The following is a 15,797-nucleotide window of genomic DNA, read 5'->3' on the forward strand; positions in this document are numbered from 1 at the left end:
GCTCTATTTTTTCAAAAAATACTTGTTTAACTAATTTTCAGCTATTTAGCTCGGAAGCTGATGTACACAGAGCAATAATTCCTATTTATGTCTAAGGAAAATCAACATCAACCTCTTCCTGATTTCGATTGGGATAAAGCAGCAGACAAAGGTTTCGGTACGGGTTATTCAACTGCTGACCGCGATCGTTTCGAACAAATGTATGAGACTACCATTTCTCCTGTTCAGGAAAAGGAAGTAGTAAAAGGTATTGTAGTAGGTATTACAGACCGTGAAGTGATCCTTAACATCGGTTTCAAATCTGATGGTATCGTATCTTCAAATGAATTCCGCGATTTGCCAGGAATGAAAATTGGCGACGAAGTGGAAGTTTACGTAGAAAACCAGGAAGACGCACAGGGTCAGCTTGTTCTTTCACGCAAAAAAGCAAAAGTTATTACTGCATGGGATAACATTCAGAAATCGTTTGACGAGGATGTGGTTATCGATGCTAACGTGAAGAGAAGAACTAAGGGTGGTCTTATTGTTGATATATTCGGCATCGAGGCTTTCTTGCCAGGTTCACAAATCGATGTTAAGCCTATCCGCGATTTCGACATTTTTGTTGGAAAGCGTATGGAGGTTAAAGTTGTTAAGATTAACTACGCAAATGATAACGTAGTTGTATCTCACAAAATATTGATCGAAAAAGATCTTGAAGCACAGCGTCAGCAAATCCTGAACAACCTTGAAAAAGGTCAGGTTCTGGAAGGCGTTATCAAGAACATGACAAACTTTGGTGTGTTCATTGACCTTGGTGGTGTAGATGGTCTTCTTCACATTACTGATATTTCATGGGGCCGTATCAACCACCCATCTGACCTGCTTGCGCTGGATCAGAAATTGAACGTGGTTGTGTTGGATTTCGACGAAGAGAAAAAACGTATTTCTCTTGGCTTGAAACAACTTCAGTCTCACCCATGGGATTCTCTTGCAGAAGAAATGCAGGTTGGATCAAAAGTTACAGGACGTATTGTTAATGTTGCTGATTACGGCGCATTCCTTGAAATCAAACCAGGTGTTGAAGGTTTGATCCACGTTTCTGAAATGTCATGGTCTCAGCACCTGCGCAATCCTCAGGAATTCATGAACGTAAATGACGAAATCAGTGCAGTAGTATTGACACTGGATCGTAACGAGCGTAAAATGTCTCTTGGTATTAAGCAATTGACTGAGGATCCTTGGACACAAGCTTCGTTGAAAGACAAGTATGCAATCGGAACACGTCACAAAGGAGTAGTTCGCAACCTTACTAACTTTGGCTTGTTCATCGAGCTAGAAGAAGGTATCGACGGTCTTGTTCACGTTTCTGACCTTTCATGGACTAAGAAAATCAAACATCCTTCTGACTTCGTGAAAGTAAATGACGAGCTTGAAGTTGTTGTTCTTGAACTGGATGCGGACAACCGTCGTCTGGCTCTTGGCCACAAACAACTTGAAGAAAACCCATGGGATACTTTCGAAAGCATCTTTGAAGTGGGTTCTGTTCATAAATCTACAATTGTTGCAAAAGGTGATAAATTCGCAACCCTTGAACTTCCTTACGGAATCGAAGGCGTTTCGGCTATCAAAAACCTGACGAAAGAAGATGGTACAGTGGCAGAAGTAGGTGAAAGCCTTGACTTCACTGTTCTTGAATTCCTGAAAGACGAAAAGAAAATCGTTCTTACGCATTCCAAAGTAACGAAAGCAGCGCCTGCTCCTGAGGAGAAAAAAGAAGACCGTCCTGCAAAGGCACAATCTTCTGCTCCTGCGAAAAGCGCTCCTTCTTCGGACTCAACAAAAGAAGGTGAGAAATCAACTTTCGGAGACCTGAGCGTTCTTTCAGCATTGAAAGAACAAATGGAAGAAAGCGAAAAGAAAGGAAAAAAGTAAACAATAGTGCGGAGTAGCCAATTTTTTTGATACTTTTGCACCCGGATTAGCTGCCAGCGAGAGCAGCAGCTAATCCAAATTGGTTCCGTGGCCGAGTGGCTAGGCAGAGGTCTGCAAAACCTCGTACAGCGGTTCGAATCCGCTCGGAACCTCCCGTGCCTTGATGAAATTGGCACACAAATTTATAGTAGAAAAATGCCATTTGTTTGAAACCTCGAAGCTGGTTTCCAAATGGCATTTTTTATTGCTAAGTATCTGAAAATCAACGAAAAATTCCATCACTCAGTCATCCAAAATATGTGTACAAATTAGACAAATTATAAATAAGATAGGTGCCCAAAATATCCCTTAAATACTTTTGTGGATAAAAAATCGTGAACTAGTTTTGTCTGTTGAAGAATAATGAATAGTTGATTATGAATATACCATTCCGAAAGGACGCTAAGTTTTGTTCCTTCTTTAGTTACTCAAAAACATTTATAGCTGCCATCGCCGTGGCTATATTATTAAGTGTACCAAGCTTAATATATGCTCAGGACAGCACTGCTGCTGCGGGAGCTGCACCGGCTGCCGGTGCGCCAGCTGGCGGCGGAGATGCTGCCAAAGGCGAGACGCTTTTCAAAAATAACTGCGCGCAATGCCACGCCGTTACGGATGAACGTGTAGTTGGTCCGGGTCTTAAAGGAGTGAGCGGACGTCATGACTTTGCATGGCTTTCAAAATGGGTTCGCAATTCCCAGGCTGTCATCGCTTCCGGAGATCCTTATGCCGTTAAGATCTACAACGAGTATTCGAAAGCGCAAATGACAAGCTTTCCTAACTTATCAGACGATGATATAAAAGGAATCTTCGCTTATATTGATCAAGCTGGAACCGCTGCTCCTGCGGCTGCCGGAGCTCCTGCTGCTGGTGGCGCTGCTGCCGGTGGTGCTTCTTCACAAGGCGATGGTCCTTCTGATTTGTTTGTGATTGTGCTTGCGGCACTTGTAGTGGTAATGCTTCTGGTGCTTGGAGTTCTTTTAGTAATTGTATCATTGCTTTCCAAAGCAGTGAGCGGCGAGCCGGGAACAACGGTTGAAAAAGGGGATTTTATGAGTCGCCTGGGCAACTCGCTGAAAAGAATCGCTTCTGATCCTGCCATTCGTTCTGCTACTATCTGGATCTTTGTTCTGCTTGTTTTAAAAGCAACATTGGACGGTGCGTATAGTGTAGGTGTGCAACAAGGTTACGCACCAAAACAACCGATTTCATTCTCTCACAAGTTGCATGCAGGTGAATACAAGATTGACTGTAACTATTGCCATACCGGCGTAAACCGCGGTAAATCGGCACATATTCCTTCTGCTAACATTTGTATGAACTGCCACGGCGTCATCAAAAAGGAATCACCTGAAATTCAGAAAATTTATACTTCTATTGAAAACAACCAGCCTATCGAATGGGTAAGGGTGCATAACCTTCCTGATCTGGCCTATTTCAATCACGCTCAGCACGTTAACGTCGGCGGACTTGAATGCCAGAACTGTCACGGAGAGGTTGAGAAAATGGAAGTGATCCAGCAACGCTCATCCTTAACAATGGGATGGTGTATCGACTGTCACCGTAAAACGGAGGTTAATACAAAAGACAACAAGTACTACGATAAGTTGGTACAGCTGCATGCTGGTGAAAGCAAAGAAGCATTGAAAGTTGCTGATATAGGTGGGTTGGAATGTTCTAAATGCCACTATTAATCAAAACAATATTACCTGATACAACTCATTTGTATTGAATAGTTTTATGGAAAATACTAATAAAAGATACTGGCGGGGACTAGAAGAGCTGCGGAACGACGAGAAATTTGTAAAAGAAGCGCGTTCTGAGTTTTCCGACGGTCCGACCGAAAACCAATACGAAAGTTTGGTAGATGGAGCCGGAACCCACCGCCGAGATTTTTTGAAAGTGCTGGGTTTTGGAATGGCTGCAGTATCATTGGCAGCTTGCGAAGCACCTGTAAAGAAAGCAATACCGTACGTTAATAAGCCTGAGGGCGAATTCCCAACCATAGCCAACTGGTACGCATCGACATACGCGGAAGGTGGCGATTACGCAAGTATTCTCGTTAAGACACGCGAAGGGCGCCCTGTTAAAATTGAAAGCAATTCACTTTCCAAAACATCTTTTGGTGTCAGCGCCCGCGCTCACGCTTCGCTTTTGGGATTATATGATAACGAAAAGTTAAAAGGCCCTAAAAAGGGTTCAGATACAAAAATTAGCTGGGATGCAGTTGATAAAGAGATCTTAGATCAACTTACTAAAATTTCAGCACAAGGCGGAGCGATCAGAATTCTTTCTTCTACGATTCTGAGCCCTTCTACAAAGTCGGTTATTGCCGATTTCACCACGAAATATCCTACGACTACGCATGTCATGTACGACGCTAACTCGTCGTCAGCGATTTTGAAAGGAAATGAGCTTTCATTTGGCAAAGCAGTTTTCCCATCTTATGATTTCAGCAAAGCAAAGGTTATCGTAGGCATTGACGCTGATTTCCTTGGAACCTGGGTTTCACCGGATACATTCTCGGCTCAGTTTGCAGAAACACGTAGACTAGGCAGTGACAAAGAAGGCAAGAAAGAAATGTCCCGTCATTACCAGTTTGAAGCGATTCTTTCTGTAACGGGTTCAAACTCAGATTATCGTACAGCAGTTAAGCCATCACAACTTGGTTTGGTGGCAGCTGCTCTTTATAATAAAGTAGCCGCCAAATTAGGTGGATCGCCTATTTCAACGGCTGCAATCGATGTTCCTAATCTTGATAAAGCAGCAGCTGATTTAGTAGCTGCAAAAGGACAGGCATTGGTTGTAAGTGGTATCAATGATGCATCTGTTCAAGTAGTTATCAATGCTTTGAACGGCTTGCTTGGAAGCTACGGAACGACCATTAACCTGGATAAGCCTGCTAATTATCGTCAAGGAAATGACGTGGCGATGAACAGTCTTGTTGACGAAGTGAAAGGCGGAAAAGTTGCGGCATTGATTTTATTTGGTGCTAATCCGGTTTACGATCACCCTCGCGGTGCAGAATTGGCAGCAGCTTTACCACAAGTTTCACTGAGCGTTTCATTTAATGACCGCGCGGACGAAACATCTTCATTGTTAAAATACATTTGTCCAGCTCCACATTACCTGGAATCCTGGAATGATGCAGAGCCGGTTGCAGGATCTTACAGCCTTGGTCAGCCTGCTATCAGCATGATTTTCAGCACACGTCAGGCGCAAGTTAGCTTACTGAAATGGGCTGGACTGCCAACTGACTATCACGAATATGTTAAGGCATATTGGAAAAAGAATGTTTACACGCAAGGTGGAACGGGAGATTTCGAAAAATTCTGGATTAAGTCCCTTCATGACGGTGTGTATGACGTGCCTGCAACTACGGCAGCTACGGGAGCAACATTCTCAGGAGATTTGAGTGCAGCAGCAGCAGGAATTGCTAAAAAATATAAAGCTTCTACTTCCGGAATAGAACTTGCCTTGTTCGAAAATGTCGGTCTTGGTAACGGATTTGCAGCAAATAACCCATGGCTTCAGGAGTTACCTGAGCCGGTTACCAAAGCATGCTGGGATAACCACGCATGTGTTTCCCAGAAGACAGCGGCAGATCTTAGCCTTGCACAGGGAGATGTGGTAAAAGTGGATATTAAAGGTAAAGCGGTTGAAGTACCAGTTATCATTCAGCCAGGTCTGGCCAACGGCACAGTTGCTATTGCAATTGGATTTGGTCGTGAAAAAGCAGGAAAATCTGCGAATGGAGTTGGAAAGAATGTTTATCCGCTTGCAGCATTCGCTGACGGTTATCTGACATTCGCTCCTGGTGAAGTAACTGTTTCTAAAACAGGTGATACAAGAGAAATAGCTCAGACTCAGACACACAATACGGTGATGAACCGTAAGTCGGTTCTTCAAGAGACTGTTTTGGCTCATTTCCAGAAAGATCCGATGGCGGGCCGGTTTGTTCCGAAAATCCCGACATCAGATGGCGTAGTAGATGCGACTGATCTGTCTCTTTGGAATGGACATAAATATAAAAACCATTCATGGGGAATGGTCATTGACCTGAACACATGCTTTGGCTGCGGCTCATGCGTGGTTAGCTGCCAGGCTGAAAACAACATTCCGGTTGTAGGACGTCAGGAAGTAATCAATGCGCGTGAAATGCACTGGCTGCGTATCGATCGCTATTACAGCAGTGATGCAGACGTTGAAGATTTGAGAGGATTGGAAATCGCTTCTGAAAATCCGGAAGTTACATTCCAGCCGATGCTTTGCCAGCACTGTAATAATGCGCCATGCGAAACGGTTTGTCCTGTTTTGGCTACTACGCACAGTTCAGAAGGGCTTAATCAAATGACTTACAACCGTTGCGTTGGTACAAGATATTGTGCGAATAACTGCCCATATAAAGTACGTCGTTTCAACTGGTTCAAATATTTTGATAACGAAAACTTTGATTACCACTTCAACAATGATCTTGGTAAAATGGTGATCAACCCTGATGTTACTGTACGTTCGAGGGGAGTTATTGAAAAATGCTCAATGTGTGTTCACAGAATCCAGGAAGCGAAACTGACTGCTAAGAAAGAGAGAAGACGAATCGTAGATGGAGAGGTAAATGTGGCTTGTGCTTCGTCTTGCCCGACCAACGCGATCACTTTCGGAGACATGAACGATCCAGAGAGCAGAATTTCGAAATTGCTTGAAGTTGAGAAGGAAGGCCGCGCATTCCACATGCTGGAAGAGATCAATGTTCGTCCACAAATCTCTTATTTAACCAAGGTTCGTAACAAAGACGCTGCTGCGAAGGCTCCTGAAAAAAAGGAACACGCTTAATTTGAAAATAGAGTTTTAGAAGATTAAATCATTATAAATTATAGTAGTATGCATGTTACTTCACCTGTAAGAGAACCGCTGATTCAAGGTGGGAAAACGTACGCAGACGTAACGGAAGACATATGTCGGCATGTTGAAGGAGCTCCAACCAAGGAATGGAAAATTGCTTTTGGGCTTTCTCTGATTGTTTTGGCTTATGGATCGGTTTGTCTTGCATGGACTTGGTGGGAAGGGCTTGGCGTATGGGGTCTTAACAAGACAGTGGGCTGGGCATGGGATATCACTAACTTCGTTTGGTGGGTTGGTATCGGTCACGCCGGAACGCTGATCTCCGCGATCTTGCTTTTGTTCCGTCAGAAATGGAGAACATCTATCAACCGTGCAGCAGAAGCGATGACGATTTTCGCGGTTATCTGCGCAGCATCATTTATCCTGATGCACATGGGCCGTCCCTGGATGGCATACTGGGCGCTTCCGCTTCCAAACGCATTCGGATCTCTTTGGGTTAACTTCAACTCGCCGCTTGTTTGGGACGTATTTGCGATCAGTACATATTTCTCAGTTTCATTAGTGTTCTGGTACATTGGTCTTATTCCTGACCTTGCTACAATCCGTGACCGTGCAACAAGTAAAGTGTCTCGTTTAATGTACGGAACATTCGCAATGGGATGGGACGGATCAGCAAAAACATGGGCACGTTATGAATACATCAGCTTAATTCTTGCGGGTCTTTCTACACCACTCGTACTTTCAGTTCACACGATTGTAAGTATGGACTTTGCAACGTCGGTTATTCCGGGATGGCATACAACAATTTTCCCTCCATACTTCGTTGCGGGTGCTATCTTCTCTGGATTTGCGATGGTGCAAAACCTGATGCTGATCACAAGGGTTGTTTACAAGCTTGAAGATTATATCACGCTTGAGCACATTGAAACAATGAACAAGGTAATCACGTTGACCGGTTCTGTGGTTGGTGTGGCTTACATTACCGAGTTCTTTATTGCTTGGTACTCGGGTGTTGAATATGAATATTATGCATTCTTCAACCGTATGACCGGTCCTTACTGGTGGGCATACTGGGCGATGATGACCTGTAACGTAATCTCTCCACAGCTTTTCTGGTCGAGAAAATTACGCAGAAGCATCACCTTTACATTCTTCATTTCAGTAGTTGTAAACATTGGTATGTGGTTCGAGCGTTTTGTAATCATTGTTACGTCGCTGCACCGTGACTACATTCCTTCTAGCTGGGCAATGTTCTCGCCTACACGCTATGACATCGGTGACTACATTTTCTCATTCGGTTTGTTCTTTACCCTATTCCTATTGTTCTCCAAATATTTGCCGGTGATCAATATGGCGGAAGTTAAGGCAGTGATTCGTTCTACATCTGCTAATCTGCCTACCAAAATTGCTGGTGTGGCGAAGGTTAGACAGCGTGGTACAGCTGAACCGGCTTTTGATAAGGATAAAGAATAATTAGACTGACAGGTATTTTAATATAAGTATTGATATGGCAGAATTATCTGGTAAATATTTGGTCGGAGTTTACGACGATGACGATACTGTTCTTCATGCAGTGCCAAAGCTCAGAAAAGCAGGAGTAAAAATAAAAGAAGTGTATTCTCCATTTCCGATTCACGGACTGGACGAAGCATTGGGTCATCCAAGAACAAGGATTGGGATTGCCGCCTTCATGTTTGGTGTAACTGGATGCTGCGTTGCATTGACGCTGATGATCTGGACAATGGGAATTGACTGGCCGATGATTGTCGGTGGTAAGGATCCTATTTCAATTCCTAACTACATTCCGATCACATTTGAGCTTACTGTTCTATTCACAGCTTTTGGAATGGTTACAACATTCTTTATTTCAAATGGCCTGGGACCCGGTACGCATTTTCATCCAAGATTTGATTTGCGCTCAACAGATAACAAGTTTGTAATGGCGATTGATCTGGGAAGAAATTCAATGTCAGAAGATGAAATTTCAAGAGCATTGAGAGACAGCGGAGCAGAAGAAGTCAACATTAAGCAATTTTAATGGAGTTTGAGAAAATGAAATTTAAAAATTTATATAAATATCTGTTAGTTGCTGCTGTAATCCTTACTGCTGCGGCTGGTTGCACAAGGGATCCTAATGATCCTGGTAAAGAGTATGCACCCAATATGTACTTGCCTGTTGGTTATGAACCATACAAACAGGAAAAGGCAAACCCGATCAACCCTATGGGCTTGACAATGAGATTACCTGTGGCCGGAACAGTGGCAAGACGTAATTATCAGACATCCTTCGGTGAAGCGGATTCTGTAAATACAGATTTGATGGTTTACAACATTCCTGCTGACAGCATCTCCATTTCAGAGCGTGTGTTGAAAAACCCTATTCCATTAAACGAAAATACTTTGGCAGAAGGCAAAGTACTTTACGACAGATATTGCCAGCATTGCCATGGCGCAACAGGAGCCGGAGACGGAAAAGTTGCAGCGATGTATAAAGGGGTTCCCAACTATGCAAGCGACGCCTACAAAAATCTAAATGAAGGTCACATTTTCCACGTCATTACGCATGGAAAAGCACGTATGTGGCCACATGGATCTCAGATCAATCCTGAGGAGCGTTGGAAGATTGTACATTATGTACAAAAATTGCAGAAGGGAGCTTAATTAGTTTTTGATAACAGAGAAATAAAATAAATAATGGCATCAGCACATTCGATTCCTTCTATTGAAGAACGGTTTGAATTTACTTCGGGGGCTAAAAGAAATTTAATTATTGGCGGTGGCATCGGCATAGCGTTAGTTGCATTAGGTGCTTTCCTGGCAGCTAATGGTGGCGGACACGAGGCTGCAGCACATGGTGCGGAAGCAGCTGCCGCAGTTGGACATGGGGCAGCAGGACATGGTGCTGCCGGACATGAAGCTGCTGCTGCGACGGGACATCACGAGGCTGGCTTGATGACTCGCATCTGGGCTAACCTTTGGGTAAATGGTGTTTATTTCACTGGTATGGCCGTTGTGGGAATGTTCTTTATTTCTTACAATTATCTGGCGCAAGCGGGATGGTCTGCTGTATTTAAAAGAGTTCCTGAGGCGTTACCAGCGTTTTTGCCATTTACGGGGATTGTGATGTTGTTAACGTTTATTTTCGGAGGTCACGATTTGTTTCACTGGACTCATGAAGGGCTTTACGAAGTAGGCGGACCTGAATATGATCCGATTATCGCTGGGAAAAGAGGCTTTTTGAATACACCATTCTTTGTTTTCAGACTTGTATTTTATTTCGCGGTATGGTATTGGTTGTGGCGTGTGATCCGTAATTTATCTTTGAAAGAAGATGAAATTGGCGGAACTGAGTTTTATGAAAAATCGATCCGGTTCGGAACTGCGTTCCTGGTAGTGTTTGGTGTTACTTCTTCGACTTCTGCATGGGACTTTGTTATGTCGATTGACACCCACTGGTTCAGCACAATGTTTGGATGGTATACGCTTGCTAGCTGGCACGTTGCTGGCCTTGCAGTAATCACTTTGGTTATTGTAATGCTGAGAGAGCGTGGATATTTGAGAGCAGTAAATTCAAGTCACCTTAGAGATTTAGGGAAATTCGTATTTGCATTCAGTATCTTCTGGACTTATGTGTGGTTTGCTCAATTCCTTTTGATTTACTACGCTAACTTACCGGAAGAAACGATTTACTTTTTGGAGCGTTTTAGAGGTCACGGTGGGTTTTTCAAGGCGCCATTCTTTATCACGTTGTTCCTGAATTTCTTCTTCCCATTCCTTGTTTTAATGACGCGTGATGCGAAGTATACACATTCAATTCTCAAAGTGGCTTGCTGGAGTGTGATTATTGGTCATTATATGGATTTTTATACCAATATAATGCCGGGTACGCTTGGAGCAAGTGCAGGTTTCGGTCCGTTGGAATGGGGTTTCTTCCTTATTTTTATATGTGCGTTTGGTTATTCAATTGCAAGTCAGTTAGAAAAGGCGAATTTGATACCAAGGAATCATCCAATGTTGGAGGAATCATTGCATCACGATATAGCCTAATTGCAAAACCCAGTTTATTATCATGAATATTATTATCGCATTAGTTGCTCTTGTTTTTCTGGTTCTCACAGGCGTTGTGATATCCAGGCTTCAGAATGTTCTCAAGAATGTAAATAAAACCGATTCGCCTGATGCGGAGCCGTCGGGTAATAAATGGAATGGTGCCATGTTTATCGTAATCCTCATTGTAGGAGCGATTGCGATCACTTGGTCTTATCTTCATGCCCGTGAGTTCTTTTTGCCTGAGGCGTCTTCGATTCACGGAAGGAGAACCGACGACCTGTTTTGGTTTTCAATGGGAATCTTGACGATTCCTTTCATCATCGTTAACTTCCTGATCTTCTTTTTTGCATGGAAATATCAGCATAAGAAAAATCACCGTGCATCATTCTATCCTGATAACCACAGACTTGAACTTATCTGGACGATCGTTCCGGCAATTGTAATGGCGCTTTTGGTATTTACAGGTTGGAAAGCATGGTCGGATATAACTTCTGATGCACCGAGAGATGCGGAAGTGATTGAAATCACAGGCAAGCAATTCAACTGGATTGCACGTTATGCTGGGATGAGCGATAATAAATTGGGAGACTATAACTATAAATTGATCGATTCTCAAAATGAGGTTGGTATAGATCTTTCTGATGAGAATTCTTTTGATGATTTCACCAATCCAAGTGAAATGCACATTCCTGTAAATCGTCCAGTGCTGCTTAAAATACGCGCCAGGGATGTTTTGCACAGTGTATTTATCCCTCACATGCGTGTGAAAATGGATGCTGTTCCAGGTATGCCGACGAAATTCTGGTTCGTGGCGGACAAGACAACAGCTGATATGCGCGCTGAAACCGGCAATGCTAATTTTGATTACGAAATAGCATGTACTGAGGTTTGCGGTCAGGGACACTTTTCAATGAAAATGCGATTGATAGTTGAAGACGAAGCGTCTTATAAGAAGTGGTGTGCTGAGCAAGCAACTTTCCTTCAAACTTACCCTGAATATCTTGCGAAAGTGCCAGAGAATTTGAAAGCGAAGGCGATGAAATATGTGCCAGCCGAAGCGGCAACTCCTGCTGATAGTTCAGCAACTTCGACAGGAGGAGCAGGAACAAGTACAAGTCTACGCTAATTTGTTAATTTAAATACATTAAAAGTATATGTCAGCTATTGAAGGATTGGAAACAGCTCATCACCACGAAACTGAGCATGAACACCACCATGAAGCACAAAACTTTTGGCAGAAATATATATTTTGTGAAGACCACAAAGTTATAGCGAAGCAATATTTGATCACCGGGATTTTGTGGGCGGTGATCGGGATTTCCATGTCAGTGATTTTTCGTATTCAATTGGGTTTGCCGGATTCTAATCTTTCCTGGCTAAAACCTGTCTTGGGCGGATGGATCAGTGATGCTGGTAAATTGGATCCTAATTTTTATCTCGCCTTGGTTACAATGCACGGGACCATCATGGTATTCTTTGTATTGACTGCCGGTCTGAGCGGAACATTCAGTAACTTCTTGATTCCTTTGCAAATCGGCGCACGCGATATGGCGTCTGGTTTCATGAACATGTTGTCTTACTGGTTTTTCTTCCTGGCCAGTGTTATCATGTTTGCGTCATTGTTCTTACAAGCAGGGCCAGCAGCAGGTGGTTGGGTAATTTATCCACCATTGAGCGCACTGCCACAGGCACACCCAGGCTCAGGAATGGGTATGACGCTTTGGTTGGCTAGTATGGCATTTTTTATTGTATCTCAGCTTTTGGGTGGGATCAACTACATTACTACGGTTATCAACTTGCGTACAAGAGGAATGTCGTTCGACCGTCTTCCACTAACGATCTGGTCCTTCCTTATCACAGCGGTTTTGGGTCTGATTTCCTTTCCTGTTCTTTTGTCATCTGTATTGCTTCTGATTTTCGACCGTCACTTCGGTACAAGCTTTTATCTTTCAGATATCTATATCAATGGTGAAGCGCTTCCTAATGTAGGTGGTAGCCCGATTTTGTTCCAGCATTTGTTCTGGTTCCTGGGTCACCCTGAGGTTTACATTGTACTATTGCCAGGACTTGGTATCACCTCCGAAGTTATTGCAACCAACGCACGTAAGCCTATCTTCGGTTACCGTGCGATGATTGCATCCATGTTGGGTATTGCATTCCTTGCATTTATCGTATGGGCTCACCATATGTTTGTAACAGGTATGAATCCATTCCTTGGATCCGTATTTATGTTCCTTACATTGATCATTGCGGTTCCATCTGCTGTGAAAGGATTTAACTACATTACCACGCTGTGGAAAGGAAACATTGTTTTCACACCTGGAATGTTGTTCTCGATCGGTCTTGTTTCGCTGTTCGTATCTGGTGGTTTGACGGGGATTATCCTTGGAAACAGTGCGCTTGACATTCAACTTCACGATACTTACTTTGTAGTAGCCCACTTCCACCTTGTAATGGGAGCTGCATCTGCCTTTGGACTTTTCGCAGGGGTTTATCACTGGTTCCCTAAAATGTTTGGCAGAATGATGAATACGACTTTGGGTCAGATTCACTTCTGGTTGACATTCATTGGTATTTATCTTGTATTTATTCCAATGCACTATGTGGGTATCGCAGGTTTCCCGCGCAGATATTACCAGTTCACCAGCTACGACTTCACGCATAAGTTTATGGACATGAACATGTTCATATCTATCGCAGCCATCTTGTCATTCCTTGCGCAGTTCATTTTCCTTTGGAACTTCTTTTACAGCATTTTCAAAGGGAAGAGAGCTCCTCAAAATCCATGGAGATCAAACACATTGGAATGGACTACACCAATTAATCCTGGTCACGGAAACTGGGTTGGAGAGATCCCCGCAGTTTACCGCTGGTCTTACGATTACAGCAAGCCGGGCGCTAAGGAAGATTTCATTCCGCAAAACGTACCATATTCTCAAACATTGGAATCCAACTTCCCGCATGAGAATGAACTGATAGCCACAGAAAAGGCGATTGAGTCACAAAATTATAATGATCAGTTCAACGCACATTGATATCAAGGCCAACCGACGGTTCCGTCGGTTGGCCTTGAATACTGTCATTGTACTCTATTTTCTTATTATAGCGGGTGGGGTAGTGAGGAGCACGGGCGCTGGAATGGGTTGTCCGGATTGGCCGCGTTGCTTCGGACGATGGGTTCCGCCGACTGAAATTTCGCAATTACCGGCCAACTACAAGGAAATTTACGGCGCTAAGCTAAAAGGAGAGATTGAATTTAATCCGGTTAAAACATGGATTGAATACGTAAACAGACTTCTGGGCGCTTTCACAGGGGTAATGATCTTCCTGACACTATTAGCCTCCATACCTTTCCTTAAATCCGGAAACAAGCGAATCTTCTATTACAGTTTGTCAGCGTTCATTCTGGTAGGATTTCAGGGGTGGCTGGGTGCCAAAGTTGTGTCCTTTGAATTGTTGCCGGTGGTTGTAACGCTCCATATGCTGTTAGCCATTGTGATTGTTTTTCTGCTTTTGTTTCTCTACACCTGGTCGGCTTATGCTGGCAATATTTTACAGTTGAAAGAGTCGAGCAAGAAGGCAATCGGTGGGATTGGCGTAGTAGTAATCACATTGTCCTTGATTCAGATCTTGCTTGGAACTCAGGTTAGGGAGGCAATTGACGAGGTGGTTCACAGGTTAGGTTATCAGGCGAGAAGCCAATGGATTGATGAGTTGGGTTTGAACTTTTATATACACCGGTCCTTTTCAATTGTTCTTTTTGTTGTAAACCTTTATTGGATCAGCAAAATTTTTAAAGCAGAAGGCAGGTATTCGATAGCAGGAAGGATTGCAATTGCTTGCTTTTGTTTATTGATAGTCGAAATTGCCACAGGGATTTTGATGGCTTATTTTGGAGTACCAGCATTTGCCCAGCCATTGCACCTTACATTTGCAATATTATTGATCGGCCTTCAATTTGTGATTTGGCTTGTCGTAAATGGAAATAAGTATTTAAAGTATTCGTCAGATATCCGTCTGGAAAAGAGTACGATTTAGAAACAAATAGTTGTAGTAATGATATCAGCTGAGGGAAGCTTAGGAGGCGTAGGGAAGTTAAGAGAGAGGATAGGCGTTTTATTTGAGTTGCTAAAATTCAGGCTGGCTTCGCTGATCGCATTTTCTGGTGCTATGGGCTACTGCCTGGGTGCGAAGGAAGTTGAGACGGGAAAGTTGGTGCTTTTCATCATTGCATCAATCGGAATCACCGGAGCAGCAAACATTATCAATCAGATTCTCGAAAAGGACTTTGATAAATTGATGAAGCGGACTGCCAACCGGCCGTTGCCTAGTGGGCGCATTACGGTAGATCAGGCAATCATTTGGGCGGTTTTTCTGGGAATTACTTCTCTGGCGATTTTCGTGCTAGTATTTAATCTGAGCACAGGTTTAATTTCGCTTTTGTCGCTGGTGCTGTATGGTTTTGTTTACACACCATTAAAAAGGGTTGGTCCGATAGCGGTTTTTGTCGGAGCTTTTCCAGGGGCATTTCCTCCGATGATTGGCTGGGTAGCAGCGACAAATCATTTCGGCTTAGAGCCGGGAATCTTGTTCGCGATTCAGTTCTTCTGGCAATTTCCACACTTTTGGGCGATTGCCTGGGTGCTTGATGAGGACTATAAAAGAGCAGGGTTTAAATTGCTTCCTGCCAACGGCCTGAAGGACGTTAATACGACATTGCAAATAATGATTTATACGGTGTTCCTGTTGCCGATTGGCTGGCTGCCTTACGAATTGGGTATGACCGGGATCAATTCGGCTTTTGTTGCAACCGTGTTTGGCGTTTTGTTCCTGGCTCAGACGTTCCATTTGATGCGCACTTGCACGGATAAAACGGCAAGGCAATTGATGTTCGGATCGTTTATATATTTGCCAATTGTGCAGATCGCGTTTTTGTTGGATAAATTGTGAAA

The 15,797-nt window shown here is 43.4% G+C and carries 11 protein-coding genes and 1 tRNA gene; all 12 read left to right on the plus strand.

Annotated elements, in window-relative coordinates:
- Nucleotides 1-87: 87 nt before the first annotated feature.
- On the plus strand, nucleotides 88-1,914 hold the full coding sequence (gene rpsA / locus NFI80_RS19920) for a 30S ribosomal protein S1 (RefSeq protein WP_233799013.1): 1,827 nt from the start codon (nucleotides 88-90) through the stop codon (nucleotides 1,912-1,914).
- Nucleotides 1,915-1,995: 81 nt separating this feature from the next.
- Nucleotides 1,996-2,066 (plus strand) — tRNA-Cys (locus NFI80_RS19925).
- A 342-nt stretch (nucleotides 2,067-2,408) separates the two neighbouring features.
- Entirely contained in the window at nucleotides 2,409-3,647 is a 1,239-nt protein-coding gene (locus tag NFI80_RS19930; protein ID WP_235161093.1) for a c-type cytochrome, read from the plus strand.
- A 46-nt stretch (nucleotides 3,648-3,693) separates the two neighbouring features.
- A complete protein-coding gene (locus NFI80_RS19935; RefSeq protein WP_235165969.1) occupies nucleotides 3,694-6,786 on the plus strand; it encodes a TAT-variant-translocated molybdopterin oxidoreductase in 3,093 nt (1,030 codons plus the stop codon).
- Nucleotides 6,787-6,834: 48 nt separating this feature from the next.
- Nucleotides 6,835-8,268 carry an NrfD/PsrC family molybdoenzyme membrane anchor subunit gene (nrfD, locus tag NFI80_RS19940; RefSeq protein WP_026631755.1) on the plus strand — a complete coding sequence of 478 codons (1,434 nt, stop codon included), beginning with the start codon at nucleotides 6,835-6,837 and terminating at the stop codon, nucleotides 8,266-8,268.
- A 34-nt stretch (nucleotides 8,269-8,302) separates the two neighbouring features.
- Nucleotides 8,303-8,833, plus strand: coding sequence for a DUF3341 domain-containing protein (locus tag NFI80_RS19945; protein ID WP_233799010.1), 531 nt, complete (start codon nucleotides 8,303-8,305; stop codon nucleotides 8,831-8,833).
- Nucleotides 8,833-9,456: a c-type cytochrome gene (locus tag NFI80_RS19950; protein ID WP_235161095.1), complete on the plus strand. Its 624-nt coding sequence runs from the start codon at nucleotides 8,833-8,835 to the stop codon at nucleotides 9,454-9,456. Before NFI80_RS19945 ends, NFI80_RS19950 begins: the two co-directional genes overlap by 1 nt.
- Before the next feature lie 33 nt (nucleotides 9,457-9,489).
- Nucleotides 9,490-10,842, plus strand: a complete 1,353-nt coding sequence (locus NFI80_RS19955; protein ID WP_235161096.1) for a quinol:cytochrome C oxidoreductase — start codon at nucleotides 9,490-9,492, stop codon at nucleotides 10,840-10,842.
- Nucleotides 10,843-10,864: 22 nt separating this feature from the next.
- Nucleotides 10,865-11,971, plus strand: coding sequence for a cytochrome c oxidase subunit II (locus NFI80_RS19960; protein WP_235165970.1), 1,107 nt, complete (start codon nucleotides 10,865-10,867; stop codon nucleotides 11,969-11,971).
- A 28-nt stretch (nucleotides 11,972-11,999) separates the two neighbouring features.
- On the plus strand, nucleotides 12,000-13,880 hold the full coding sequence (locus tag NFI80_RS19965) for a cytochrome c oxidase subunit I (RefSeq protein ID WP_051350275.1): 1,881 nt from the start codon (nucleotides 12,000-12,002) through the stop codon (nucleotides 13,878-13,880).
- Nucleotides 13,858-14,883: a COX15/CtaA family protein gene (locus NFI80_RS19970; protein ID WP_235165971.1), complete on the plus strand. Its 1,026-nt coding sequence runs from the start codon at nucleotides 13,858-13,860 to the stop codon at nucleotides 14,881-14,883. The genes NFI80_RS19965 and NFI80_RS19970 overlap by 23 nt, the downstream gene beginning before the upstream one ends.
- A gap of 18 nt (nucleotides 14,884-14,901) precedes the next feature.
- On the plus strand, nucleotides 14,902-15,795 hold the full coding sequence (gene cyoE, locus NFI80_RS19975; protein WP_235161099.1) for a heme o synthase: 894 nt from the start codon (nucleotides 14,902-14,904) through the stop codon (nucleotides 15,793-15,795).
- Nucleotides 15,796-15,797: the final 2 nt, after the last annotated feature.

It is taken from the genome of Dyadobacter chenhuakuii (assembly GCF_023821985.2).
GTDB classification, from domain to species: domain Bacteria; phylum Bacteroidota; class Bacteroidia; order Cytophagales; family Spirosomataceae; genus Dyadobacter; species Dyadobacter chenhuakuii.